Origin of the sequence: Kocuria sp. HSID17590 (genome assembly GCF_003989485.1) — a bacterium.
Classification (GTDB): Bacteria; Actinomycetota; Actinomycetes; order Actinomycetales; family Micrococcaceae; genus Kocuria; species Kocuria salsicia.
The window spans coordinates 1-23,997 of record NZ_RBMB01000016.1 but is presented as its reverse complement, the minus strand read 5'-3'; the positions used below and the strand labels follow the sequence as shown (position 1 = coordinate 23,997).

Here is a 23,997-nt window from a genome sequence, read left to right as displayed (position 1 = left end):
CCATGGGCCCCAGCCTACCGGGGGCTCCCACACGCTGACGCCGCGCGATGGCTGTCCTACAGTGGGCCCATGACGACCACCACAGAGACCACGGACCCCTTCGACCTGGCCCGGCAGGCGGCCGAGGCGTTGCGCGAGCGCACCGGTGTGCAGAACCACCGGATCGCGCTCACGCTGGGCTCCGGGTGGGGCGGCGCCGCGGACCTGCTCGGCGAGACCGTGGCCGAGGTCCCCGCCCACGAGATCCCCGGCTTCTCCAAGCCCGCGCTGGAGGGCCACGGCGGCACGCTGCGCTCCATCCGGCTTCCCGACGGCGAGCACGCGCTGGTGATCGGCGCGCGGACCCACTTCTACGAGGGCAAGGGCGTGCGCGCCGTCGCCCACGGGGTGCGGACGGCCGCGGCGGCGGGCGCGCAGGTGATGATCCTGACCAACGGCTGCGGCGGGCTGAACCCCGCGTGGGGCCCCGGAACCCCCGTGCTGATCAGCGACCACCTCAACCTCACCGCCCGCTCCCCGCTGGAGGGGGCCACGTTCGTGGACCTCACGGACCTCTACTCGCAGCGGCTGCGGGAGATCGCCCACCGCGTGGACCCGGAGCTGGACGAGGGCGTCTACGCCCAGTTCCCCGGCCCGCACTACGAGACCCCGGCCGAGGTGCAGATGGCCAAGGTGCTCGGCGCGGACCTCGTGGGCATGTCCACTGCGCTCGAGGCCATTGCCGCCCGCCAGGCCGGTCTCGAGGTGCTCGGGATGTCCCTCGTCACCAACCTCGCTGCCGGGATCAGCCCCGAACCCCTCTCCCACGAGGAAGTTCTGGAGGCGGGGCGCGCGGCGGGCCCGCGGATCTCGCGACTGCTGGCGGACATCGTCGCGCAGCTCTGAGGCCGGTACCCCTCCGCCGGGTCCCCGGCGACGTCGGGCGACGTCGGCCGCTCCCGGCCCTACGGCGTGGTCGCCCGGCGTCGTCGCCCGACGTCGGCCGCGCGGGTCACAGACGGAATGTCACCAAGTGCGGGTCCCAGGCACTAGACTGACCGCAAGACAGCAATGCGCCCGCCGTGGCGGTCTGAAAGGGTGAAGTCATGGTCAGAAGATCGGAAGCCGACGTTCCCACGAGTGCTGCGCACTCCTCCGGGCACACCGCGGGGCGCACCGCTGAGGACGGCAGCCACGCCGTGGACGCGGACGCCCGCACCGCCCACACTCACCGGGGCGCCAGCACCCGCAGCCGTCACGAGTACTCCGGGCAGGGGGACGTGGTGAAGAACGCGGTCCTCTTCGTGGGCGGCTTCATCACCGTGGTCCTGAGCCTGTACCTCTTCAGCACCTACCCGGACAGCTGGGTGCTGTTCCTGGTGGGCATCCTGGTCTACGGCCTGGCCCTGATGGTCCCCACCCTGTTCCTCAACGGCAGCACCGCCAAGCACTCCACGGGCGGCACCGACCTCACCCTGGACCTGCCCCGCGACGCCTCCGAGATGGCGCAGCGCACCGGTCCCGTGGGCCAGCGCCAGGACCGCGTCACCAGCTGAGCGTCCCGCGCACCGCGCACTCTCGAGAGCCCCGCTCCGTCCACGGACGAGCGGGGCTCTCGCGTTGGTGGCCCCACTTCCCGTCGCGGCCCCGCCGCCTCTCAGCGCTCCGCTCCGCGCGCCCCGCGGTCACGCTGCGTCCCGCCCCCCTCTCTCAGCTCACCGTCGCCCATCCCCCTCTGGCCGTTGTCCGGGGCGCTCGCGCGCGGCTGAATCTGAGGTGTAGACCTGCCACGAATACGACAGGGAATGTGGGCAGGTCTACACCTCAGCCTCCAGGCCGGCAACGGCTGCGGACCTGGCGCGCCGCCCAGCCCCGGGTGCTGGGGACAACGGGCGGTTTCCCGCGGCGGAACCTCAGTCACCGAACGCCGCTGCGCCCTGACGGGCCACTGCGCGACTGTCCTGCGGGGTGAAGCCCCCGTTCAGGACCGCGGAGATGTCGAGCACGCTGTTCACGGGGCGCGGCGCACCGGGCGCCCGCCCCGCCGTGTACTCCGCCGTGCTCACGGGCGTCACCCTGTCCGGGTCGTGGCCGAGGTCCTCAAACACCCAGCGGGCCACGTCCGCCCACGTGCACGGTTCACCAGACCCCGTCAGGTGGTACGTGCCGTACGGGGCGCGGGTGTCCAACAGGTGCAGGATGCCCGCGGCGAGATCGGCGGCGCCGGTGAGCCGCCCGTGCTGGTCGTCGACAACGGTGGGGTCCACCCCCTGCTCGGCCAGGCGCGCCATGGTCGCCACGAAGTTCTTCCCCTCACCGATGACCCAGCTGGTGCGCACCACGTAGTGCCGGGAGCACGTGCGCACGGCCATCTCCCCCGCCGCCTTCGACTGCCCGTACACGGACACCGGTGCCACCGGTGAGTCGGGCTCGTACGAGGAGCCGAGCGGGAGGGCGCCGTCGAGGACGTAGTCCGTGGACAGGTGCACGAGCGTCACCCCGGCCCGGGAGCACGCTGCGGCCAGTGCGGCGACTCCCGAGGCATTGACCGCCCACGCTTCCTCGCGTCCCTCGTCCGTCTCGGCGGCGTCGACAGCGGTGAAGGCGGCGGCGTTGACCACGGCACGGTAGCGACGCAGCCCGCCCCCGGAGCGCACCTCGTCGGGCCAGGAGGCGGGGTCCGCGAGGTCCAGCTCGTCACGGGTCCAGGCGGTGAAGGGCACGCCGGTCTCCGTCAGCAGCGCGGTCAGGGCGAGCCCCACCTGGCCGCGGGCACCCAGGACGAGCACGGGCGCCGGAGGCAGCGGGGCGACGTCGTCGAGGGGCGGGTGCGCGCGATCCTTGGCCGAGAGCTCCGCGTCCGCGAGCGGAACCGGCCACTCGATGCCCAGGTGCGGGTCCCCCAGGTTCACGAACGAGTACTCGTCCCCCGCGTCCGCGCGCCAGTGGTCGGTGACCAGGTACGCGTAGGCCGTGGCGTCCTCCAGCGTCTGGAACGCGTTGCCCACGCCGCGGGGCACGAACACCGCCGTCGCCGGGGTGATCTCCCGCGTGACGACCGTGCCGAAGCCCGGCCCCTCGCGCAGGTCCACCCACGCGCCGAAGATCCGACCGGTGGCCACCGAGACGTACTTGTCCCACGGCTCCGCGTGGATGCCGCGCGTGGTGCCGCGCGTCCCGTTGAAGGAGATGTTCTGCTGCACGAAGGACGCGTCCGGCAGGCCCGCGGCCACGGCCTTGGCGCGCTGCCAGTTCTCCTTGAACCACCCGCGGTTGTCCCCGTGGACGGGCAGGTCCACGAACAGCAGGCCGTCGATCCCGCTCTCGTGGACCGTGATCTCCTGTGCCGTCACTGTCCTGTCCTCCCGTAGCTCGCTTCCGTGGCGGCCTTGACCGGCTCCCACCAGTCCCGGTGCTCGGTGTACCAGGCAATGGTGTCCGCCAGGCCCACGGTGAAATCGGTGTAGCGGGGTTCCCAGCCCAGTTCCTCCCGGGTGCGGGAGCCGTCGATCGCGTAGCGGCGGTCGTGACCAGGTCGATCCGTGACGTGGTCGAACGCGTCCTCGGGCTGCCCCAACAGGCGCAGGATCGCCCGCAGCACCGTGAGGTTGTCCGCCTCGCCGTCCGCGCCGATCAGGTAGGTGCGCCCCGGCCGCCCCGACTCGAGGATGCGCAGCACCGCCGCCGAGTGGTCCGCCACGTGGATCCAGTCCCGCACGTTCGCACCCGCCCCGTAGAGCTTCGGGCGTCGCCCGGTGAGCACGTTGGTGATCTGCCGCGGGATGAACTTCTCCACGTGCTGGTACGGCCCGTAGTTGTTCGAGCAGTTGGACAGCGTGACCTCCAGCCCGAAGGACCGCGCCCACGCTCGCACCAGGTGGTCCGACGCCGCCTTGGTGGCCGAGTACGGGCTCGACGGCCGGTAGGGGGTCTCGGCGGTGAAACGCTGGGGGTCCTCCAGGGCCAGGTCCCCGAAGACCTCCTCCGTGGAGACGTGGTGGAACCGCGTGCCGTGGCGCCGGGCCGCCTCCAGCAGCGTGTACGTACCCACCACGTTGGTCCGCAGGAAGGGCTCGGGGTCGCGCAGGGAGTTGTCGTTGTGGGACTCGGCGGCGAAGTGCACCACCGCGTCCGCGGCCGGAACGAGGTCGCCGACGACGCCCGCGTCCGCCACGTCCCCCACCACCAGGTCGCAGCGGGCCGGGTCAGCGGTGGTCAGGTTCTCGCGGTTGCCCGCGTAGGTGAGCTTGTCCAGCACCGTGACGGTGTGATCCGTGTGCTCCAGGACGTGGTGCACGAAGTTGGCGCCGATGAACCCGGCGCCGCCGGTCACGAGCAGATGTCCCATGACTGTTCATCATAGAGGGGCCGATAGGGGGACGACCGCGGCGCTCTGCCGGCCTGCCCTGCTCGCGCGCGCGGGCGTGGGCGGGCCCGAGGGCCGCGCCACTTCCGTGCGGTGGGACCTCGCACGCCCACCGAGCGCACCGTGTCGCGTCAGCGGCGCCCACCCGCCCGCGCGGCGTCGTGGTCGCCGGGCCCCGCGGCCGGCAGACAGAACCTGCTCGGCCGCGCGGCGTCGTCGTCCCCCGACATCGCTAGGAAGCGGGTCCGGCCTCGGAACCGGACCCCGCCGTCTCGAGCACCGGGAAGACCGCGTCCAGCACCTCCCGCGACCAGGCGAGGATGTCCCCGTCCACGAGGTCCTTGCCGCCGATCCGAGCCGTCTTGGGCTTGGGGATCAGCACCATGCGCGCGTCGGTGCCCGGCACGGGGCGGACCTGGGAGCCCGGGTAGAGGCGCTGCAGGCGCATCTCGCGGGACTCGGTGAGGTCCGCGGGCGAGAAGCGGATCATGTTCCCCTGCGTGGCCACGTCCGTGAGGCCCGCGGCACGGGCGCGGATCCGCAGCCGGGCGACCTCCAGGAGGTTGGCGACCGGGGTGGGCACGGGACCGTAGCGGTCCTCGAGCTCCTCCGCGGCCTCCACGACGGCCTGCTCCGTGGCGGCGTTGGCCAGGGTGCGGTAGGCCTCCAGGCGCAGCCGCTCCCCCGGCACGTAGTCGTGCGGCAGGTGCGCGTTGACGGGCAGCTCGATCTTCATCTCCGCGGGCCCGGTCTCTTGGTCCCCGCGGTACTCGGCCACGGCTTCGCCCACGAGACGCAGGTACATGTCGAAGCCCACGCCGGCGATGTGCCCGGACTGCTCGCCGCCCAGCAGGTTGCCGGCGCCGCGGATCTCGAGGTCCTTCATGGCCAGCTGCATGCCGGAGCCGAGCTCGTTGTGGGCGGCCACGGCCTTGAGCCGCTCCAGCGCGGTCTCGCTCAGCGGCTTCTCCGCCGGGTACAGGAAGTAGGCGTAGGCCCGCTCACGGCCGCGGCCCACGCGACCGCGCAGCTGGTGCAGCTGCGAGAGCCCGTAGCGGTCCGCGTGGTCCACGATCAGCGTGTTCGCGTTGGCAATGTCCAGGCCGGTCTCCACGATGGTGGTGCAGATCAGCACGTCGAACTTCTTCTCCCAGAAGTCCACGATGATCTGCTCCAGGCGGGACTCGCTCATCTGGCCGTGGGCCACGGCGATCCGCGCCTCCGGCACGAGCTCCGCGAGTTCCTTGGCCCGCGCCTCGATGGTCGACACCCGGTTGTGGATGAAGAAGACCTGCCCCTCGCGCATGAGTTCGCGGCGCACGGCGGCGGAGACCTGCTTGTTGGTGTAGGGCCCCACGTACGTGAGCACCGGGTGGCGCTCCTCCGGCGGGGTGGCCAGCGTGGAGGTCTCCCGGATGCCCGTCATGGACATCTCCAGCGTGCGCGGGATGGGCGTGGCGGACATCGCCAGCACGTCCACGTCCGTGCGCATGGCCTTGAGCTTCTCCTTGTGCTCCACGCCGAAGCGCTGCTCCTCGTCGATGATCACGAGCCCCAGGTTCTTGAACTGCATCTCCTTGCTCAGCAGCCGGTGCGTGCCGATCACCACGTCCACCGCGCCGCTGCGCAGACCCTCCATGGTGGCCTTGGACTCCTTCGCGCTCTGGAAGCGCGAGAGGGTGGCCAGGCGCACGGGGAAGCCCGAGAAGCGCTCGGCAAAGGTCTCGGTGTGCTGCTGGGCGAGCAGCGTGGTGGGCACGAGCACCGCCACCTGCTTGCCGTCCTGCACGGCCTTGAACGCCGCGCGCACCGCCACCTCGGTCTTGCCGTAGCCCACGTCCCCGGAGATCAGCCGGTCCATGGGAATGGGCCGTTCCATGTCCGCCTTGACCTCGTCGATCGTGGTCAGCTGGTCCGGGGTCTCGATGTACGGGAACGCCTGCTCCAGCTCGCGCTGCCAGGGGGTGTCCGGGCCGAACGCGTGCCCCTTGGAGGCCATCCGCGCCGAGTACAGCCGGATCAGCTCGTTCGCGATCTCCTTGACGGCCTTCTTGGCGCTGCGCTTGGTCTTGCTCCAGTCCGCGCCGCCCATCTTGGACAGCGACGGCGCCTCACCGCCCACGTAGCTGCTCACCTGGTCGAGCTGGTCCGTGGGCACGAACAGCCGGTCCCGCGGGCCGTTGCGCTTGGACGGCGCGTAGTCCAGCACCAGGTACTCGCGCACGGGCTTGGGCTGGCCCGGGGCGGTCATCGCACCGGCGATCGGGCGCTGGATGAGCTCCACGAACTGGCCGATGCCGTGCTGCTCGTGCACCACGTAGTCGCCCTTCTGCAGGGCCAGGGGGTCCACCTGGTTGCGCTTGCGCCGCTGCGGGAGCTTGCGCTCGGCGCGGGTGTCGTAGGTGCTCGCCCGGCCGAGCACGTCCGCCTCGGTCAGCAGGGCGGTGCGGGTGGCCTCGAGCACGAAGCCGCAGCCCGCGCGCGCCGTCGTCAGCTCCACGAGCCCCGGCTGCGGGGTCTCGGTGAGGGTCTCGTAGCGCGCCGCGGGGATCTCCTCGCCGTGCAGCAGCTCGCTCAGCCGCTGCAGGGGCCCGGGCCCGTCCGTCACGAGCACCACGCGCCACTCCTCGCGCACCCGCTCCGCGAGAAAGCTCAGCATCGCCTCGACGTCGCCCGAGAACCGCGTGGGCTCGCGGCCACCCACGGTGAGGGTGTCGGCGTCCGTGTCCGCGAGGTGGACCTCCTCCTCGGGGGTGTCCGCGTCGACCTGGGAGGCGGTCACGGCGTTGACGTTGAGCCCCGTGACGGACCACCAGCCCACCGAGCGGTCCAGGGCGAGCTCGCGCACCTCGGCAATCGTGTGGAAGGAGCCGGAGGACAGGGAGCGGGTGGCGCCGTCGTCCGTGTCCAGCGCGGTGTTCAGGTCCAGGGGCGCGTCGTTGCCGCCGGACGCGGACTCCCACGCGGCCATGAGGAACTCCTCGTTGGTGGCCACGAGGTCGTGCGCGCGGGCCCGGACCTTCTCCGGTTCCAGCACCACGGTCATGGAGCCCTCCGGCAGCAGGGACAGCACCTGGACCATGTCGTCCGCGAGCAGCGGCGCGAGGGACTCCATGCCCTCCACGTACTGCCCCCCGGCAATGCGCTCCAGCATCTCGCGGCCACCGGGCAGCTGCTCCTTGAGCTTGGCGGCGCGCGACTGGACGGACGGCGTCACGAGCAGCTCGCGGCAGGGCGGGGCCACGACGACGCTCGGGTGGGCCGCGTCCGTGAGCGTGCGCTGGTCCGCGACGGCGAACCAGCGCATCTCGTCCAGCTCGTCCCCGAAGAACTCCAGGCGCACGGGGTGGTCCTCGGTGGGCGGGAAGACGTCCACGATCCCGCCGCGCACCGCGAACTCTCCGCGCTTGGTGACCATGTCCACGCGCGCGTACGCGGCGGCGGCGAGGTCCTTCACGAGCCCCTGGAAGTCGTAGTCCCGCCCCGTGCGCAGCGTCACGGGCTCCATCTCGCCGAGCCCGGCGACCACCGGCTGCAGCACCGAGCGCACCGGGGCCACGACCACGCGCAGGGGCTCCGCGGTGGCGTCCGGGTGGGCGAGTCGGCGCAGCACGCCCAGGCGCTGGCCCACCGTGTCCGAGCGCGGGGAGAGCCGCTCGTGCGGCAGCGTCTCCCAGGACGGGAAGTTCGCAATGCTCCCGGCCGGCAGGTAGGACTCGAGCGCGGCCTGCACCTGCTCCGCCTCGCGCCCGGTGGCGGTCACGGCGAGCAGCACCGGCGCAGCCGCGCCGTCAGACGACGAACCGTTCGACGCCGCCCCGCCGGAGACAGCTCCGCGCGCCTGCTCCAGGCCGCTCGCGATCTGCGCGAGCACGGGGGCGCGCAACCCGTCCGTGGCGCTGATGATCGTCTCCGCCGAGCGCTCCGCGAGGGTGCGTGACGCCTGCGTACGGATGTTGGCGAAACCGCGGTCCTCGGACAGTGCGGTGAGCAGACCGGTCAGGGACATGTGGGGCGGGCTCCTGGGTGAGTCGACGGGATGGGAGGACGGGATGGGCAGGGACTGTGGGCGGCGCCGCCGCCAGACCCGTGCCGAGAAAAAGTAACGAGGGGTCGAGGACAGGGCGGTGCGCCGGGCCGTGGTGCAACCGCCGGGGCCGACCCTCTGATCGCGTTTCAGCCTACTCGCGACCCCCGACACGCACAGCGGCGCGGCCACCCGTCGTCGGCTCGTACCCTGAGGACATGACGACGTCCCAGCCCCACGCCCTGACCGGACTCACCGTGGCCGTGACCGCGCACCGCCGCGCCCAGGAACAGGGCGGCGCGTTCGAGCGGCACGGCGCGCGCGTCCAGTACGCCCCGGCGCTGAAGATCACGCCCACGGACGAGGACGACGACGTCGTGGCCGCCGTCCGCGAGACCGTCGCCTCCGCGCCGGGCACCGTGCTGGTGACCACGGGCTACGGGGTCAAGCGCTGGCTCGCCGTCGCCGAGGAGCACGGCCTGCGTGAGGAGCTGCTCGCGGCCCTGCGCGCGAGCACGGTGTACGCGCGCGGCGCCAAGGCGAAGGGTCAGCTGCAGGCGCTCGAGATCCCGTGCGCGTACACGGGCTCCTCCGGGCGCACCGCTGAGCTCGTGGACCGCGTGCTCGAGGCGGGGGCCCCCGGCACCGTCACCGTCCAGCTGCACGGCACCGCGGACGAGGAGCAGCTCGAGCGGCAGCGATCCGCCGGACTGGACGTGCGCGTGGTCGCCCCCTACCGCTGGGAGTCCGCGGACGAGGGCTCACGGCTGTCCCTGCTCGTGCGCGAGATCGCGGCCGGGGACGTGGACTACGTGACGTTCACGGCCGCCCCCGCAGTGGACGCGGTGCTCGACGCCGCCAGCGCGGCGGCCTGCCGCGACGACGTCGTGGCCTCGCTGCGGGAGGGCCGCTGCACCGCCGTGGCGATCGGCCCGGTCTGCGTGCAGCCGCTCGAGGAGGCCGGCATCACGAACGCCGTGGTCCCCGAACGCTTCCGCCTCGGGGCGATGGTCAAGGCCGTGTGCGATCACGCGACGGCGGCCGCCTCCCGGTAGTGCTCGACCACGAGCTCGACGAGCTCCGGCGGCACCTCACCCCCGGCCACGAGCAGGGGCTCGGCGGTCACGTCCGCCCCCGCGGCGAGCGCCCGGCCGTGGAAGAACCCGGGGGCCAACAGGTACGGCACGACGAGCACCCGACCCGCGGCGGCGTCGTTCCCGGAGCGCGACGTCGCGGATCCGGTGGATTCGTGTGCGGGAGGTGCGGAACACGGGGGCAGGACGGCGGCGTCGTCACCCGCGGCGGTCGCCCGGGCCTCTGACTCGGTCGGCGCCTCCGGGCTCCCGGGTTCGCGACGCCGCTCCGCCGCGTCGTTCCCGGCCCGGTCCTCCGGCGGGGTGCCCAGCTCGTGCCGGGCCTGCGCCACGGCCTCCGGCAGGGTGGGGTGCGCCGCGGAGAGGTAGGCCGGGGTGACCGGCAGGCCCAGCTCCTCAGCGAGCAGGTTTGCGGTGCGTTCGCAGTCCTCGCCCGCGCGGGGGTCCGAGGATCCGGCGGCGACCATCACGATCCTGTCCGACGGGCCCGCGGCGGGCCCGCCGCTGTCGCGAACCGCCTCCGCGAGCCTGCGGGCCATGATCCGGGCGAGGCCGCTGTCCGGGCCGAGCGCGGCCGCCACCCGGTGCCGGGGAGTGCCCTTCACCGCGCGGGCCATGTCCACGAACACGTGGTAGCCGGCGGAGAGCAGCAGCGGGACCACCACGGCGTCGTGCCCGGCCAACTCCGCGGTGCGGGCCGCGAGGTCCGGCTCCTGGACGTCCACCCAGGTGTCCACCACCGTGACGTCGGGCAGTGCCGTGCGCACCGCGGCGACGAGCGCGGCGACGGCGCTCTGGCCCGCGGGGTCACGGGTGCCGTGCGCGCACGCGAGGAGGACGGGGGTGGGACCGTTGGATGTGCTCACACGGTCCATTGTGCCGCCGACCGGCCTGGGTCAGCGCCGCATGGCGTCCGTGTACCCCACGCTGCGGTCCACGGCGCGCTGGCGCCGCACGAGCCACGCCACGGGGCGCCATGCGCGGTCGGGGCGGCGGTCCACGGGCACAAAGGCCCGCCCCGGTCAGAGCCCCAGAGCCACGTCCACCTCGTTCCGCAGGCGCTCCCGCGTGGCCCTCGCAAGGGCGTACGGATCGCCGCTCGGCAGAGTGCGCAGGGGTGCCGTGGTGCGGCGTCGTCGTCGCGAGAGACCGCGCGGGAGACGATCCGCGAAAGGCGCCCCGCCCACGGCCCGGGTGCCGGCGACGGCGCGCTGGACGAGCGCCGCGGCGCCGTCCTCCGTGGCGGCCACGAGTACCAGACCCCGCACTACCGAACCGGACATGCAACGCGCCGCGTCGACGCTCGCGGGAGCCCCCGCACCGGTGGCCACCACGAGCACGTCCCGGTCGAAGCGTCGTACGAGCCACTCGAGCTGCTGTCTCACCGCAAGCACCTGACGCTCCCCGCGCGGGTCCGGGACCGGCTTGGCCCACAACGGGACGCGCTCTCCCGCCCGGTCGCCGTCCGCTCGCAGGCTCACGATGCCGCGTGCCGCCAGTCGTCGGGCGAGCCTCGGCCAGAGACCAGCCCCGTCACGCGCAAGATCCCCGCCGGAGGTGAACAACACCACCGGGTGCTGCGGCTCCCCGCCGGCCTCGGGCTCGACCGTCCCGGTTGGCGTGGAGATCGCGCGGACCGGCCCGGTGAGAACGCCGGTGGGACGTCGACCGTCCGAACCCGTGCCGTCCAGGACCATCTCGACGCACCGTCGCCCGTTCTCCCCTGTGAACTCATGATGCACCGCACCGCGACCAGTGCCCCCAAGGGGCGCCAGAACCGGCCGGGGAAGTGCCCAGAGCAGCTCCTCGAGGACGTCGTAGCGCACGGGGCCGCCGGGACGCCGCCCGGATCGGCCGCGATGGATCTGCACGCGCCCTCCGTCGGTCTCCGGCGCGGAGAGGCTCCGCAGCGCCGTGGCCTGCTCCTCCGTGAGCCACAGCCCGGGGAGGTCGACGCCGCCGACCTCGCCGCGCTGCTTCTCGGCCTCAGCCAGTGCCGGGAACCCGTCGCGGTGCAGCCATCGCCCCCGGTCCACGAACGCTGCGCCGCTACGAGGCTCCCATGCGATCACGCGCTCGAAACGATCCGTCCTCCGGGCGAGCGCGCTGAGCAGGGAAGCACCAAGCCCGTGGCCGATCCCGTACACCGGCCGGTGCGCCAGGCCGCACAGGGACATCGCGCGCTCCGTCGCTGTGAGGACGTCGTGCTCCCACACGGCGACGACGTCGTCGTCCGGCCGCAGCCCGTGGGACTCCCCCACTCCGCGGCACTCCACGCAGTACCCGGCGCCCACCAGCAGCATGGCCAGCTGGCGCATCTCGTCGTAGGCGGATACGAAATCGATTCCCGCGCCGGGCACGAGCACCACGAGGGCCCTCGCGCGACCGTTCTCCGGGGTGTGGATGACCACTGGGACGATCACCTCCCCCGCTTCTGCCCACGTGGCGGCGCCTGAGAGCCCGGCGGGCTGGTTCTCGCAGTCGGGGTCGGTGTCGGTGGTGGGGTAAGGAACGGTGTCAACGTCTGCCTCGGCACCCAGGTGGTCCTGTAGTGCCTCGCCCCGGTGAGCGGACGCCCCCGCGGCCGTGGTGCGCACTGTGAAGCGCGGTTCCCCCACCCCGGAGTCACCGGCCGTCGGGTGGCCGGACGCACGGGTGTGTTCAGTCGTGTGCATGGTGTTCTCCCCCTGGCTGCCGATCAAGGGGTCCCATCCCCCGCGATCTTCCTGTAGACCGGGTGCCACCCGCTCAGCGTTCTCCCCAACGCTGCGGATCGGGTGCGTTCTCGGCCCTTCCCGCGCTTCCGTCCCCCGACGGTCACGCCGGACGGCGCCGCTCCCGCGGCCCGTCCACCGGCAAGTCTAGACACGCCCGGAGGCACGGACCCGCCTCGAACGCGGATTTCCTGCCCCTTCTTCGGGCCACACGCGCTCCCTCGGCGTTCCCCGTCCGGGGTCCCCTCTCTCCAGCGGTTCATGGGCCGGGCGGTGCGCGGGGTCGTGCGCGCCGGGGTTCTCCCTCCCACGGGTACCCCACGGTGGGAACCGGGCGATGCGTCGTCACCCCCTCCGGTCGACACATCGTCGCCAACCGGTGACTAGGATTGGGGCACCGCACCGCGGCGACCCCGGTCCGCGCGGCGCCCAGGCCCCTGCACCCACACAGAAGGAGCACCATGTCCGTCAACGCATCCACCACCATCAAGGCCCCCGTGGACACCGTCCTGAAGACGTTCGTGGACGAGGCCTTCGTCCGCCACGTCAGCGACCGTGCCGGCACCGAGCTCGAGTCCTTCGAGGTCAACGGGGACACCTCCACCGCGTTCACGGCCACCACGGTGCGCAGCATGGGCGCGGACAAGCTGCCGGACGTCGTGCAGAAGTTCGTGAAGGGCGGCGTGAAGCTGACCCAGGTGGACACCTACGACGCCCCCGCGGCGGACGGCTCGCGCACCGTGCGCACCGAGATCAAGGCCGGCGGGCTGCCCGTGGGCGCCACCGCCCAGCAGAGCATCAAGCCGCTCGGCGAGAACGAGACCTCGGTGGACGTCACCGGCGAGGTCCAGGCCAACATCCCGCTGGTCGGCAAGAAGATCGCCGCCGCGGCAGAGCCCTACATCGGCAAGGCGCTCACCCTGCAGGCCCGCGAGGCCGAGGCGTGGATCTCCAAGGGCTGAGACCCACCACTGACAGGACGGTCGGGCTGCGCACACGGCGCGGCCCGACCCCTTTCCATTCGACACGACGATCGCGGTTCACGACCGAACCACGCGACGGGAGCTTTTTGTTGTGAGTACGGACACGCAGACGTCCTCCGAATCCGGCGGATCCGTCATGGATTTCCTCCGCAAGGACACCACAGGCGGCCTCTTCCTGCTGATCGCCATGGTGCTCGCCCTGGTGCTGGCCAACTCCCCCTGGAGTGACTTCTACTTCGGGCTGCGCGACGCCGAGGTGGGCCCCGGCGAGGTGGCCGGGCTGCAGCACACCGTGGGGCACTGGGCCGCGGACGGGCTGCTCGCGGTGTTCTTCTTCCTGACCGGCCTGGAGCTCAAGGCCGAGTTCGTGGACGGCGAGCTGCACAACATCCGCAAGGCGATCCTGCCCGTGGTGGCGGCCGCCGGCGGTGTGCTGGTGCCCGCGCTGATCTTCCTGGGGGTCAACCTCGCCTCCGGCGGTGAGCCCACGGCACTGCACGGCTGGGCGATCCCCACCGCCACGGACATCGCGTTCGCCGTCTCCGCGCTGGCCGTGGTGGGCTCGTCCCTCCCCGTGGCCATGCGCACGTTTTTGCTCACGCTGGCGGTCGTGGACGACCTCATTGCCATCGCGATCATCGCGTTCGTGTACACGGAGAGCGTCAAGTTCCCGTTCCTGATCGGCGCGGCCGTGCTGCTCGCCCTGTTCTGGTTCCTCACCCACAAGTACATGACCTGGTTCATGGACAAGCACTGGGCGGCGTGGGTCATCCTTCTGCCCATCGGGCTGGTGACCTGGTGGCTCGTCTACGAGTCCGGCATCCACGCCACGATCGCGGGCGTGCTGCTGGGCTTCATGGTCCCCGTGCTCAAGGAGAAGCCGCGCATCATCCGCGAGGAGGACCCCCGGCTGGGCCTGGCCCCCACCCTGGAGCACCGCTTCCGTCCGCTGTCCAACGGCGTGATCATCCCGGTCTTCGCGTTCTTCTCGGCCGGCGTGGCCGTGGGCGGTCTCAGCGGCATCAAGGACGCCGCCATGGACCCTGTGGCCCTGGGCATCGTGGCCGGTCTGGTGCTCGGCAAGCCCCTGGGCATCTTCGGGGCCGCGTGGCTGATGGACCGCTTCACGTCCGCGGAGAAGGACAAGGACTACACCTGGCTCGACATGCTCGGCATGACGTTCGTGGCCGGCATCGGCTTCACCGTGTCTCTGCTGGTCGCTGAGCTCAGCTTCGGCGAGGGCAGCCCCCACAGCGACCACGCCAAGGTGGGCATCCTGTGCGGCTCCCTCCTGGCGGCCGCGATCGGTGCGGCGTTCATGGCACCGCGCAACGCCAAGTACAAGGCGATGCGCGCGGCGGGCAACGACCCCGACACCCTGGACTGACCGCAGGGCGGGGCGTGCCCGCCCACCCCTGCAGAAACTGAGCAGGTGCACATCTGGAGACCCCAGAGTGCACCTGCTCAGTTTTTGCAGGCGGGCAATGGCGAGACGTCGCCCGCTCAGGCCGGGTTGCGCGCGTGGAAGTGCTGCTGCGCCTCGGTGAGGCCCTGTTCGGTGAGCATCTCGACGGCGTCCGCGGCGTCGGAGACCAGAAGGGGCAGCTCCTTCGCCTGGGCGCCGGAGAAGCGCTTGAGCACGTAGTCCGCGGTGTCCATCCGTCCCGGGGGCCGCCCCACCCCCACCCGCACCCGCACGTAGTCCCGGCCGCCCATGGCCTTGGTGATGTCCCGCAGGCCGTTGTGTCCGCCCTCGCCCCCGCCGCGCTTGAGCTTGACGGCGCCGAACGGGAGGTCGACGTCGTCGTGCACCACCACGAGGTCCTCCAGGCCCAGGGAGTAGTACTTCGCCAGCGCGCTCACCGGCCCGCCGGAGACGTTCATGTAGCTCAGCGGCTGCGCGAGCACGAGCCGCGGCGACCCGGGGCGCATCCGCGTCTCGGCCACGGCGGCCCGGGCCTTGTGCGCGGACAGCTTCTCCCCCGCCCGCCCCGCGAGCTCGGCCACGACCATCGCTCCGATGTTGTGGCGTGTTCCGGCGTACGCGTCGCCGGGGTTGCCCAGTCCCACCACCAGGGTGCGGTCCGTCATCTCGTCCTCCCTCTCCTCGAACGCTGTGCGGCAGGGCCGGGCACCGCCAGAGTGGTGCGGGGCCCCGCAACGCCGAACGGCGGCAGACACACCAGGGTGCCTGCCGCCGCACGGGCCGTGCCGCACCCTGGCGGGCGCGACGAACGGGTGGTTCCTACTCGTTGTCCTCGGACTGCTCGGCGGCCTCCTCGGAGCCCTCGCCCTCGGACTCCTCGGACTCCTCGTCGGTCTCCGGCTCCTCGCCGAGGTCCTGCTCGACCGGCTCGGAGACGTTGACGACCAGCAGCTCCGGATCGGAAACCAGCGTGACGCCGGAGGGCAGGGTGACGTCCGCGGCGTAGATGTGCTCGCCGGGCTCGCGGCCCTCGATGTCGATCTCGAAGTGCTCGGGCACCTTCAGGGCGTCCGCCTCGATCAGGAGCACGTTCTCCTCGAGGTTGTGGACGGCGGTCGGGGCGACCTCGCCCGCGACGGACAGGGGAACCTCGACCTCGACGCGCTCGCCGCGGCGCACGGTCAGCAGGTCGATGTGCAGGATCTCGGGGCGCACCGCGTGGCGCTGCACCTCCTTGATCATGGCCAGGTGGCCCTCGCCGTCCACGTTAATCTCGAGCACGGCGTTGGGGTTGCGGGACGCGAGCATCATCTCGTGACCCGGCAGGATCACGTGCAGCGGCTCGGCGCCGTGGCCGTAGATCACGGCGGGGATCTGGTCGTTGGCGCGCACGCGGCGGGCGTAGCCCTTGCCGAACTCGGTGCGCAGCGTCGCGGGGATGGTGATGACGTCCACCATGGTGGGTCTCCTTCGATCGTGGGTCCGGATGGTCACCTCGGACCGTTCGGGGCTCCGGTGCTCTCGCACCGCGTGTCCGAACGACTTCCGATCGACGTGGTGCGGCACCCCACTCGCGCTCCCCGGGACGTGTTCACCGGGGTGGCGGATCAGGATCCACAGGCCGTCGTCGATAACGGGGCAGGGTCCTACCCCCTCGCCTTGGCAACCTGCCCACACTACCACGACGACGACGCGCGCCCGCCGCCCACGGGCCCCTCCCCCGCTGCCGCGGGGACCGCCGTCGTCGCCCTCCGCAGGGCCTGCACACGTGCGCCGCCCTCGCGCCGTGGAGACGGCGGGGCGCGGGCTCCAGCCGGGGTGCAGGCACCCGCCGCGGCCGTGTCCCCCACTCGGAGGCACGTGACCCCCAACCGGGCCACGAACCCCGCGATCCCGCCCTGTCAGATGTCCACAATTGCGTACCGAATCATGCATTTCGGCAGTATCCGCCCACGTGGGAGAGTATATTCGGTGCTTAGCGGGCGTAAATCTCGGGGGAGATGAACACCGTGGTGCGGGGCCGCCTCTGACTCGGTCAACGCATCTGAGCGAGCGCGTGGGGTGTCTCGCCGTCGAACGGTTCTGGGGGAAGGTTCGTCGACCGTGTTCCAAAAAGCACAGCACAAGCACAGGCACGTCTCGTGGCAGCACAGCTACCAGCAGAAGCTGCGGCTCTACGACACCGTAGCGCTGCTCCTGGCGGTGAGTCTCGCCCAGGCGCTGCGGTTCGGCTGGCTCCAGGGCCTGCTGCACGTGGACACGCTGCTGCCCGTGCCGTACTGGTTCGTGGGCCTCGTGCTCGCGGTGGTGTGGTGGGGCTGGCTCGAGCTGCGGGGCACGCGCGAGGTCCGGCTGATCGGCAACGGCGCCGAGGAGGCCAAGCAGGTGGTCACCGCCTCGCTCACGCTCTTCGCGGCCATTGCAATCGCCTCCTACGCGCTGGACGTGCCCACGGCCCGCGGCTACATCCTGATCGCCCTGCCGGTCGGCACCGTCGTGCTGCTGGCGGGTCGGATGACGGCTCGGCGCCAGCTGATCCTGCGCCGCGCCAAGGGCCAGAACATGTCCCGCACCATGGTCGTGGGCCGCTTCCCCGGTGCCGTGGAGCTCGTGGGCGAGCTGCAGGAGCGTCCGGACGCCGGTTTCAACCCCGTGGCCGTCTACATGCCCACGTCCCACCACCGCCTCCCCGCTTCGCTCTCCTCGGTGCGGCTGCCGCACAACGCCCTCGCGGCGCAGGACCGCCCCAGTGTCTCGGGCATCGTGCAGGCGTGCCGTGAGCACGACGTCGAGACCCTGGTGATGGCCGCCGCCGTCCCCCTGAGCACCACGGAGATCCGGCACCTGGGGTGGGCGCTCGCGGACGAGCGGATCCGCCTGGTCATGAACACCGGCCTCACGGACATTGCCGGGCCGCGCATCCACACGCAGCAGCTTGCTGGTCTGCCGCTGATCCACGTGGCCACGCCCCGGTTCACCCGCGCCAAGAAGACCGTCAAGCGCCTGATCGACATCGTGGGCTCACTGACCGCACTGGTGCTGCTCTCGCCGGTCATGATCGGGCTGGCCGTTCTGGTCAGGGCGCACGACGGCGGGCCCGCCCTCTTCGCCCAAGAGCGCGTGGGCATCGACGGCACCCGGTTCCGCATGCTCAAGTTCCGGTCCATGTACGTGGACGCAGAGGAGCGCAAGGCTGCCCTGCTGGCCACCAACGAGTCCGAGGGCGGGGTGCTCTTCAAGATGAAGGACGACCCCCGCGTGACGAAGCCGGGAACGTGGATGCGCCGCTACAGCCTGGACGAGCTGCCCCAGTTCATCAACGTCCTCAACGGCACCATGTCGCTGGTGGGCCCACGCCCGCCCCTGGCCAGCGAGGTGGACAAGTACGAGCAGCACGTCTACCGCCGGCTGCGGGTCCGCCCCGGAATCACCGGCCTGTGGCAGGTCTCGGGCCGTTCGGACCTGGACTGGAACCAGAGCGTGCGCCTGGACCTGTACTACGTGGAGAACTGGTCCCCGGTCCAGGACCTGGTCATCATGCTGCGCACCGTCCGCGCGGTCTTCGCCTCGGACGGCGCCTACTGAGCGTCACCCGCACCCCGCCCGTCGAGGACGCCGCTCTCCCACCACGGGGAGGGCGGCGTCCTCCGTCGTGGGCCCGCCCGAGCCGCCGCAACGGCGCCCGGAGCACCGCGACGGCATCCAGGGCGCCCGAGGCCATCGGCAGTGCCATGAGGGCCTGCTTGGGCCGCGGGGCCTCGGAAATCGAAACTTTTCCGTCCCGAAATGACTCCGTTATCAATCAGGGGACGCAAGATACATCGATTTTCATGGTGAACATTTACACTTTCTAGTGCGTCCCCCCAGGTCACTCCTCTTCCCCCATCGAGTGGCTTTCCCCCCACGCAGTAAAGGCATCACGCATGATCTCCCCCAGACGATCCGTCCTGCCCGCCGCCGTCACGGCCGCCGTGCTGACACTGTCCACCCTCATGCCCGCCGCAGCGGCGGACGACCCGCACGAGAACCTCAACCCCGCCAAGGGCGACGTGGTCTCCGTGGAGACCAAGGAGCTCGCGACGGTGGTCGAGGACCCCAAGCTCCCGGCCACTCCCCCCAAGACCGGTGACAAGAACCCCGGCGCCACCATGGGCCAGAAACTGAAGTCCATGGCGGACACCACCAAGCTCTCCGGCGCCTCCGAGAAGGAGGTGGAGAAGGTGGCGGCCACGGTGCTCGGCTCCGACGCCGCCTCCCCCAGCGCCACGCCGTCGGGCAAGGCGTCCGACAAGGCCACCGGAAAGGCCTCGGCGGAGCCCACCACGGGCGCAACGTCGTCCTCCGCCCAGGCGGCCGGGACCACGGCCGTGGGCCCGGCGGGCGCGATGTCGCTGGTGATCCGGGCCAGCACCTGGCGCCCCGCGGGCATCGCGGGCATGGACGTCTCCGGCTGGCAGCCCGCCATCAACTGGAGCGCCGAGTACAACGCGGGCGCGCGCTTCGCGTACGTGAAGACCACGGAGGGCATCAACTACCGCTCCGAGGCGTTCAACGACCAGTACACCGGTTCCTACGAGGTGGGCATGAACCGCGGCGGCTACCACTTCGCGCTGCCGTCCCAGTCCTCCGGAGCGGCGCAGGCGGACTTCTTCGTGAACAACGGCGGAGGCTGGTCCGCGGACGGGCGCACCCTGCCCGGGCTGCTGGACATCGAGTACAACCCGTACTCGTCCCTGGGCAACACGTGCTACAACATGTCCGCCGCGCAGATGAACACGTGGATCAAGTCCTTCTCGGACCGCTACAAGCAGCGCACCGGGCGCCTGCCCGCCATCTACACCACCACGGACTGGTGGCAGACCTGCACGGGCAACACGGCCCAGTTCAACAACCACCCGCTGCACCTCGCGTCCTACGGCGTGGCCAGCCCCGGCTGGATGCCCAACGGCTGGTCCACCCACGACATCTGGCAGTTCACGGACAACGGGCCGTTCTCCGGCGACTCCAACGTCTACGGCGGCTCGTGGGCGCAGTTCGCGTCCCTGGCGTCCTCCAGCTCCTACAAGCCGCTGGGCGGCCGCGCCTCCGGCTACAGCGTGAGCGGCGGCATCGGGGCCGTGTACAAGAAGACCGGCGGTGCCGCCACGTGGGGCCAGCCCGTCTCCAACGAGCGCAACGCGGGGTACGGAGGAAAGTACCAGCAGTTCTCCCGCAACGGCGTGATCAGCACCGCCTACTGGCACTCCGGCGCCGGGGCCCACATGCTGCGCAACAAGTCCAGCATCGGCGCCAAGTTCCTGGGTGCGGGCAGCGAGTACGGCTACGGCTTCCCCTCGACCGAGGAACGCTCCCTCGCCGGCGGTGCGTACCAGGTGTTCCGCGCTCCGAACGGCCGGACCACCAAGGTCATATGGACGACCCGCAACGGCCCGCACGCCATCAAGGAACAGGGCGCGATCGGCAAGCGCTGGGCCCAGGGCGGCATGGAGCGCGGCATGGGCTTCCCCACCACTGACGAGTACCGCCGCGGGGACGAGATCCGCCAGACCTTCTCCAAGGGCTACATGATCGGCTACAACACCAAGACCGGGCACGTGCGGGTCCTCAAGATCTGAGGCCCGGCTCCGGGCTCCCCGGATCCCCCTGCACACCCGTCCGACGGCGGCCCGGAGCACCGGGCCGCCGTTGCCGTGTCCGCCGGACCCGGTCCGGCCCCGCACCGGAGGCTGGCCGACCCCACCCCCGCAACCTGGCCCAGCACGCGAGAGAGCCGCCCTCGTCCTGTGACGTGGGCGGCTCTCCAGGTTCCGGCCCGTGGCCGGGAACGGCTGGGCGTCAGGAGTGGCCGTTGAACAGGCTCGTGACCGAGCCGTCCTCGAAGACCTCCTGGATGGCCCGGGCGATCAGCGGCGCGATCGAGAGCACCCTCAGGTTCTCGAACTGTCGCTCGGGCGGCACGGGCAGGGTGTCGGTGACGACCACCTCGTCCGCACCGCACGAGGACAGCCGATCCACGGCCGGCCCGGAGAACACGGCGTGGGTCGCGGCGATGATCACGTTCTTGGCGCCCTGGTCCTTGAGCACCTGCACGGCGCCGGCAATGGTTCCGCCGGTGTCGATCATGTCGTCGATCAGCACGCAGGTGCGCCCGGCGATATTGCCCACGACCTCCTTCGAGACCGCCTGGTTGGGCACGGTGATGTCACGGGTCTTGTGCACGAACGCCAGCGGTGCACCGCCCAGGCGCTCGGCCCACTGCTCGGCCACGCGCACGCGGCCGGTGTCCGGGGAGACCACGGTGACGTTGTCCACGTCCACCACGGAGCGCACGTAGTCGCTGAGCAGCGGGATGGCCATGAGGTGGTCCACCGGGCCGTCGAAGAAGCCCTGGATCTGCGCGGTGTGCAGGTCCACGGACATCAGGCGGTCCGCCCCGGCGGTCTTGTAGAGGTCCGCGATCAGGCGGGCGGAGATGGGCTCGCGGCCACGGTGCTTCTTGTCCTGGCGGGCGTAGGGGTAGAAGGGGCTGACCACGGTGATGGACTTGGCGGAGGCCCGCTTGAGGGAGTCCAGCATGATGAGCTGCTCCATCAGCCACTGGTTGATGGGAGCGGGGTGGGACTGGATGAGGAACGCGTCCGCGCCGCGCACCGACTCGCCGAAGCGCACGTAGGTCTCGCCGTTGGCGAAGTCGTACGCGTCCGTGGGAACCAGTTCCGTGCCCAGCTCGCTCGCGATGTTCTGCGCGAGCTCGGGGTGCGCCCGACCCGAGAGCAGAACCATGCGGTTCGAACCCGTGTTGGTGATGCCGGTCATGTGGACTCGCTTTCCTAGGATTCCTGCTGGATCACTTGCTCGCGCAGCGCGCGCCCGGGCTCAGGCGTGCTCGTTGCGGTCGGACTGGGTGGCGGCCTCCGCCGCGCGGGCGGCCGCCGTGCCGGGACGGTGCTCCTGCACCCAGCCCTCCACGATGACCTGCCTGCCCTCGGTCAGCACCAGGGCGCCCGCGGGGACGTCCTTGCGCACCGTGGTCCCGGCGCCGGAGTAGGCGCCGTCCCCCACGGTCACGGGTGCCACGTACATGTTGTCCGAGCCCATGCGGACGTCGTTGCCCACGGTGGTGTGGTGCTTGGCCACGCCGTCGTAGTTGACGAAGACGGAGGCGGCGCCGATGTTCGAGTTCTCCCCGATGGTGGCGTCCCCCACGTAGGACAGGTGCGGGACCTTGGAGCCGCGGCCGATCTCGGCCTTCTTGGTCTCCACGAACGTGCCGATCTTCGCGTCCTCGCCCAGGACCGTGCCCGGGCGCAGGTAGGCGAAGGGCCCCACGCTGGAGCCCGCGGCGAGGCGCGCCTCGCTGCCGTGGGTGCGCACCACGGTGGCGCCGCGGCCCACGGTCACGTCCGTGAGGGTGGTGTCCGGGCCCACGACGGCGTCCTCCCCCACCACGGTGCGCCCGTGCAGCTGGGTGCCGGGCAGCACGGTGCTGTCCGCCTCGAGCTCCACGGTGTCGTCGATCCACGTGGTGGCGGGGTCCACGATGCTCACCCCGTTGCGCATGTGCCGCTCGAGCGTGCGCTGGTTCAGGTAGTGGCCCAGCGCCGCGAGCTGGACGCGGTCGTTGGCGCCCTCGAGCTCCATGTAGTCGGCCATCTTCAGCGCATCCACGCGGTGGCCGGCCTCGCGCGCCAGGCGGGGGACGTCCGTGAGGTACTTCTCCGCCTGGGCGTTGTCCGTGTCCACGCGGGACAGGGCGTCGCGCAGCACGGCGGCGTCGAACGCGAAGATCCCGGAGTTGACCTCGCTCACGGCGCGCTCGGCGTCCGTGGCGTCCTTGAACTCCTTGATCTCGGTGAACTGCCCGTCCGCGTCCCGCAGGATCCGGCCGTACTTGCCGGGTTCCGGGTGGTCCGCGCTCAGCACGGTCACGGCGTTGCCGTGGGCCACGTGGTGGGCGGTGAACTCGCGCAGCGTCTGCGCGGTGAGCAGGGGGACGTCCCCGTACGTCACCAGCACGGTGCCGCTCACGGGGGCCTCGGCGTCCAGGATCCCGAGCCCGGCGTCCACGGCGGAGCCGGTGCCGGGAACGTCCGACTGGTCCGCGATCAGTACGTCCGCGTCCAGCTCGCCGATGTGCTCCGCCACGAGGTCCCGCTGGTGGCGCACCACGGCGACGACGCGCTGCGGGTCGAGCTCCCGGGCCACCTTCAGCGCGTGGCCCACCATGGAGCGACCGCCGATGGGGTGCAGGATCTTGGGGACCTTGGACTTCATGCGGGTGCCCTTGCCCGCGGCCAGGACGATGATTGCGGCGGGGGTCTCCCCACCTTCCACGGTGTCAACGGTGCTCACGGAGCAGACTCCTCTGGTTGCTCGTGAGGCGGTGGGGGCCATCTGCGCCTCGATGTGTCGTGCGTTCCGCCACTAGGACTCGAACCTAGACTCACGGCTCCAAAGGCCGGTGTGCTGCCAATTACACCATGGCGGAGCATTGCGCCCCGCGGGGTGCAACACACGTGTGTGCCCGCGGGCACACGAGAGGTCACTTTATCATCCGGTCATCCGCCGTCAGCACGGTGATCACGCTCCCCAGGGCCCGGCACTCGCGGTATCCGGGCAGGGCGCGCAGCAGCTCGGCGTCGTCCTCTGCGCGCAGTCCGCGCACCAGGACCGGGGCGCGGGAGGCGGCCCGGCGCACCACGGCCCAGGCGTCGTCGTCGGACTGTCCGGCGGCCCGCGAGCGCGAGACGTCCCACGCCAGGGAGGTGGTGCCCGGGGCGCTGACGTCCAGGGTGCCCTGCTCGTGCTCGCGGTCCAGCAGGGCCAGCAGCATCCCCACCTCGTCCACCTCGGTGCTGTTCTGCACCATGAGCCGCACGCCGCGGTCCGAGGCGGCCTCGGCGAGCGCGGCGAGCATGGAGTAGAGGCGCTGGCGCTGGCGGCCGCGGTGGGCCACCCCGCCCAGCGCGAGGACGAGCATGCCCGCGCCGACGCCGCGGCACAGGTCCAGGGCGTCGTCCACGGCGGCGATAACGCCCTCGTCCGGGATGTCGTCGTCCACGGCCACGGGGGCGCGCAGCAGCAGCGGCTCGGCCCCGGCCGCCCGCAGCCGCTCCCCGGCCTGGCGGCGCACCACGGAGCCCATGTGCGGTCCCACCGGGCGGTCGCCGCCGATCGTGATCTCCACCGGTCCCGGGTGCCCCGCCACCGCGGCGAGCGCCGCCGCGAGGTCCTGCGCCTCGTCCAGCACTGTTCCCGCGGGTCCGGCGCCCGCACCTGTCTTCTGCATGGCACCCAGTGTCCCACGACACGCACGGGGCGCGGCGCCGGGGACCACGCGGCGCCGCGGGCCAGCGGAGCCGCCGACGACGACCCGCGGCCACCTCCCCGCCGCCGGCGCGGCCCGAG

General features: G+C 71.7%; 17 protein-coding genes and 1 tRNA gene. 7 read left to right on the top strand and 11 right to left on the bottom strand.

Annotated elements, in window-relative coordinates; genetic code table 11:
• The first annotated feature begins 69 nt into the window (after positions 1–69).
• Both D8M39_RS07195 and D8M39_RS07190 read left to right on the top strand, forming a co-directional pair.
• A complete protein-coding gene (locus tag D8M39_RS07195; RefSeq protein ID WP_094393603.1) occupies positions 70–885 on the top strand; it encodes a purine-nucleoside phosphorylase in 816 nt (271 codons plus the stop codon).
• A gap of 200 nt (positions 886–1,085) precedes the next feature.
• Entirely contained in the window at positions 1,086–1,535 is a 450-nt protein-coding gene (locus D8M39_RS07190) for a hypothetical protein (RefSeq protein ID WP_055084566.1), read from the top strand.
• Positions 1,536–1,892: 357 nt separating this feature from the next.
• Here D8M39_RS07190 and D8M39_RS07185 read toward each other — a convergent pair whose 3' ends face one another.
• The 3 genes from D8M39_RS07185 to mfd all read right to left on the bottom strand — a co-directional run bounded on the left by D8M39_RS07185 (position 1,893) and on the right by mfd (position 8,354).
• Entirely contained in the window at positions 1,893–3,332 is a 1,440-nt protein-coding gene (locus D8M39_RS07185; RefSeq protein ID WP_126874732.1) for a sugar nucleotide-binding protein, read from the bottom strand.
• The gene (gene rfbB / locus D8M39_RS07180; protein ID WP_126874731.1) at positions 3,329–4,327 is read right to left on the bottom strand and encodes a dTDP-glucose 4,6-dehydratase; all 999 of its coding nucleotides are present in this window, start codon (positions 4,325–4,327) and stop codon (positions 3,329–3,331) included. Before rfbB ends, D8M39_RS07185 begins: the two co-directional genes overlap by 4 nt.
• 250 nt (positions 4,328–4,577) lie before the next feature.
• Complete coding sequence (gene mfd, locus D8M39_RS07175) at positions 4,578–8,354, bottom strand: transcription-repair coupling factor (RefSeq protein WP_126874730.1); 3,777 nt, start codon at positions 8,352–8,354, stop codon at positions 4,578–4,580.
• Positions 8,355–8,590: 236 nt separating this feature from the next.
• Here mfd and D8M39_RS07170 point away from each other — a divergent pair, with 236 nt between their 5' ends.
• A complete protein-coding gene (locus tag D8M39_RS07170) occupies positions 8,591–9,427 on the top strand; it encodes a uroporphyrinogen-III synthase (RefSeq protein WP_126874729.1) in 837 nt (278 codons plus the stop codon).
• On the opposite strand, the gene D8M39_RS07165 is transcribed toward D8M39_RS07170, so the two are convergent.
• The gene (locus tag D8M39_RS07165) at positions 9,400–10,341 is read right to left on the bottom strand and encodes a sirohydrochlorin chelatase (RefSeq protein ID WP_126874728.1); all 942 of its coding nucleotides are present in this window, start codon (positions 10,339–10,341) and stop codon (positions 9,400–9,402) included. The genes D8M39_RS07170 and D8M39_RS07165 overlap by 28 nt on opposite strands.
• A 147-nt stretch (positions 10,342–10,488) precedes the next feature.
• Positions 10,489–12,141 (bottom strand): alpha/beta hydrolase, encoded by a 1,653-nt coding sequence (locus D8M39_RS07160; protein ID WP_126874727.1) that lies wholly within the window; start codon positions 12,139–12,141, stop codon positions 10,489–10,491.
• A 500-nt stretch (positions 12,142–12,641) separates the two neighbouring features.
• Here D8M39_RS07160 and D8M39_RS07155 point away from each other — a divergent pair, with 500 nt between their 5' ends.
• Both D8M39_RS07155 and nhaA read left to right on the top strand, forming a co-directional pair.
• Entirely contained in the window at positions 12,642–13,142 is a 501-nt protein-coding gene (locus D8M39_RS07155; RefSeq protein WP_094393597.1) for a DUF2505 domain-containing protein, read from the top strand.
• A gap of 112 nt (positions 13,143–13,254) precedes the next feature.
• Complete coding sequence (nhaA, locus tag D8M39_RS07150; protein WP_126874726.1) at positions 13,255–14,550, top strand: Na+/H+ antiporter NhaA; 1,296 nt, start codon at positions 13,255–13,257, stop codon at positions 14,548–14,550.
• A 116-nt stretch (positions 14,551–14,666) separates the two neighbouring features.
• Here nhaA and pth read toward each other — a convergent pair whose 3' ends face one another.
• Together pth and D8M39_RS07140 are read right to left on the bottom strand one after the other, a co-directional pair.
• On the bottom strand, positions 14,667–15,254 hold the full coding sequence (gene pth, locus D8M39_RS07145; RefSeq protein ID WP_126874725.1) for an aminoacyl-tRNA hydrolase: 588 nt from the start codon (positions 15,252–15,254) through the stop codon (positions 14,667–14,669).
• Between the two features lie 154 nt (positions 15,255–15,408).
• Positions 15,409–16,047 carry a 50S ribosomal protein L25/general stress protein Ctc gene (locus tag D8M39_RS07140; RefSeq protein ID WP_126874724.1) on the bottom strand — a complete coding sequence of 213 codons (639 nt, stop codon included), beginning with the start codon at positions 16,045–16,047 and terminating at the stop codon, positions 15,409–15,411.
• A 645-nt stretch (positions 16,048–16,692) separates the two neighbouring features.
• Between D8M39_RS07140 and D8M39_RS07135 the strand changes: the two genes are divergently transcribed.
• Both D8M39_RS07135 and D8M39_RS07130 read left to right on the top strand, forming a co-directional pair.
• Positions 16,693–18,174, top strand: a complete 1,482-nt coding sequence (locus D8M39_RS07135) for a sugar transferase (RefSeq protein ID WP_094393593.1) — start codon at positions 16,693–16,695, stop codon at positions 18,172–18,174.
• A gap of 338 nt (positions 18,175–18,512) precedes the next feature.
• Positions 18,513–20,204, top strand: coding sequence for a GH25 family lysozyme (locus D8M39_RS07130; RefSeq protein ID WP_126874723.1), 1,692 nt, complete (start codon positions 18,513–18,515; stop codon positions 20,202–20,204).
• Positions 20,205–20,424: 220 nt separating this feature from the next.
• Here the strand turns inward: D8M39_RS07130 and D8M39_RS07125 are convergent, their stop codons facing one another.
• The 4 genes from D8M39_RS07125 to D8M39_RS07110 all read right to left on the bottom strand — a co-directional run bounded on the left by D8M39_RS07125 (position 20,425) and on the right by D8M39_RS07110 (position 23,878).
• Complete coding sequence (locus D8M39_RS07125) at positions 20,425–21,405, bottom strand: ribose-phosphate diphosphokinase (protein WP_055084329.1); 981 nt, start codon at positions 21,403–21,405, stop codon at positions 20,425–20,427.
• Between the two features lie 60 nt (positions 21,406–21,465).
• Positions 21,466–22,941, bottom strand: a complete 1,476-nt coding sequence (gene glmU, locus D8M39_RS07120; RefSeq protein WP_238694000.1) for a bifunctional UDP-N-acetylglucosamine diphosphorylase/glucosamine-1-phosphate N-acetyltransferase GlmU — start codon at positions 22,939–22,941, stop codon at positions 21,466–21,468.
• A 64-nt stretch (positions 22,942–23,005) separates the two neighbouring features.
• Positions 23,006–23,077: transfer RNA gene (locus D8M39_RS07115), tRNA-Gln, on the bottom strand.
• A 54-nt stretch (positions 23,078–23,131) separates the two neighbouring features.
• Entirely contained in the window at positions 23,132–23,878 is a 747-nt protein-coding gene (locus tag D8M39_RS07110; protein WP_126874721.1) for a hypothetical protein, read from the bottom strand.
• Between the last annotated feature and the right edge of the window lie 119 nt (positions 23,879–23,997).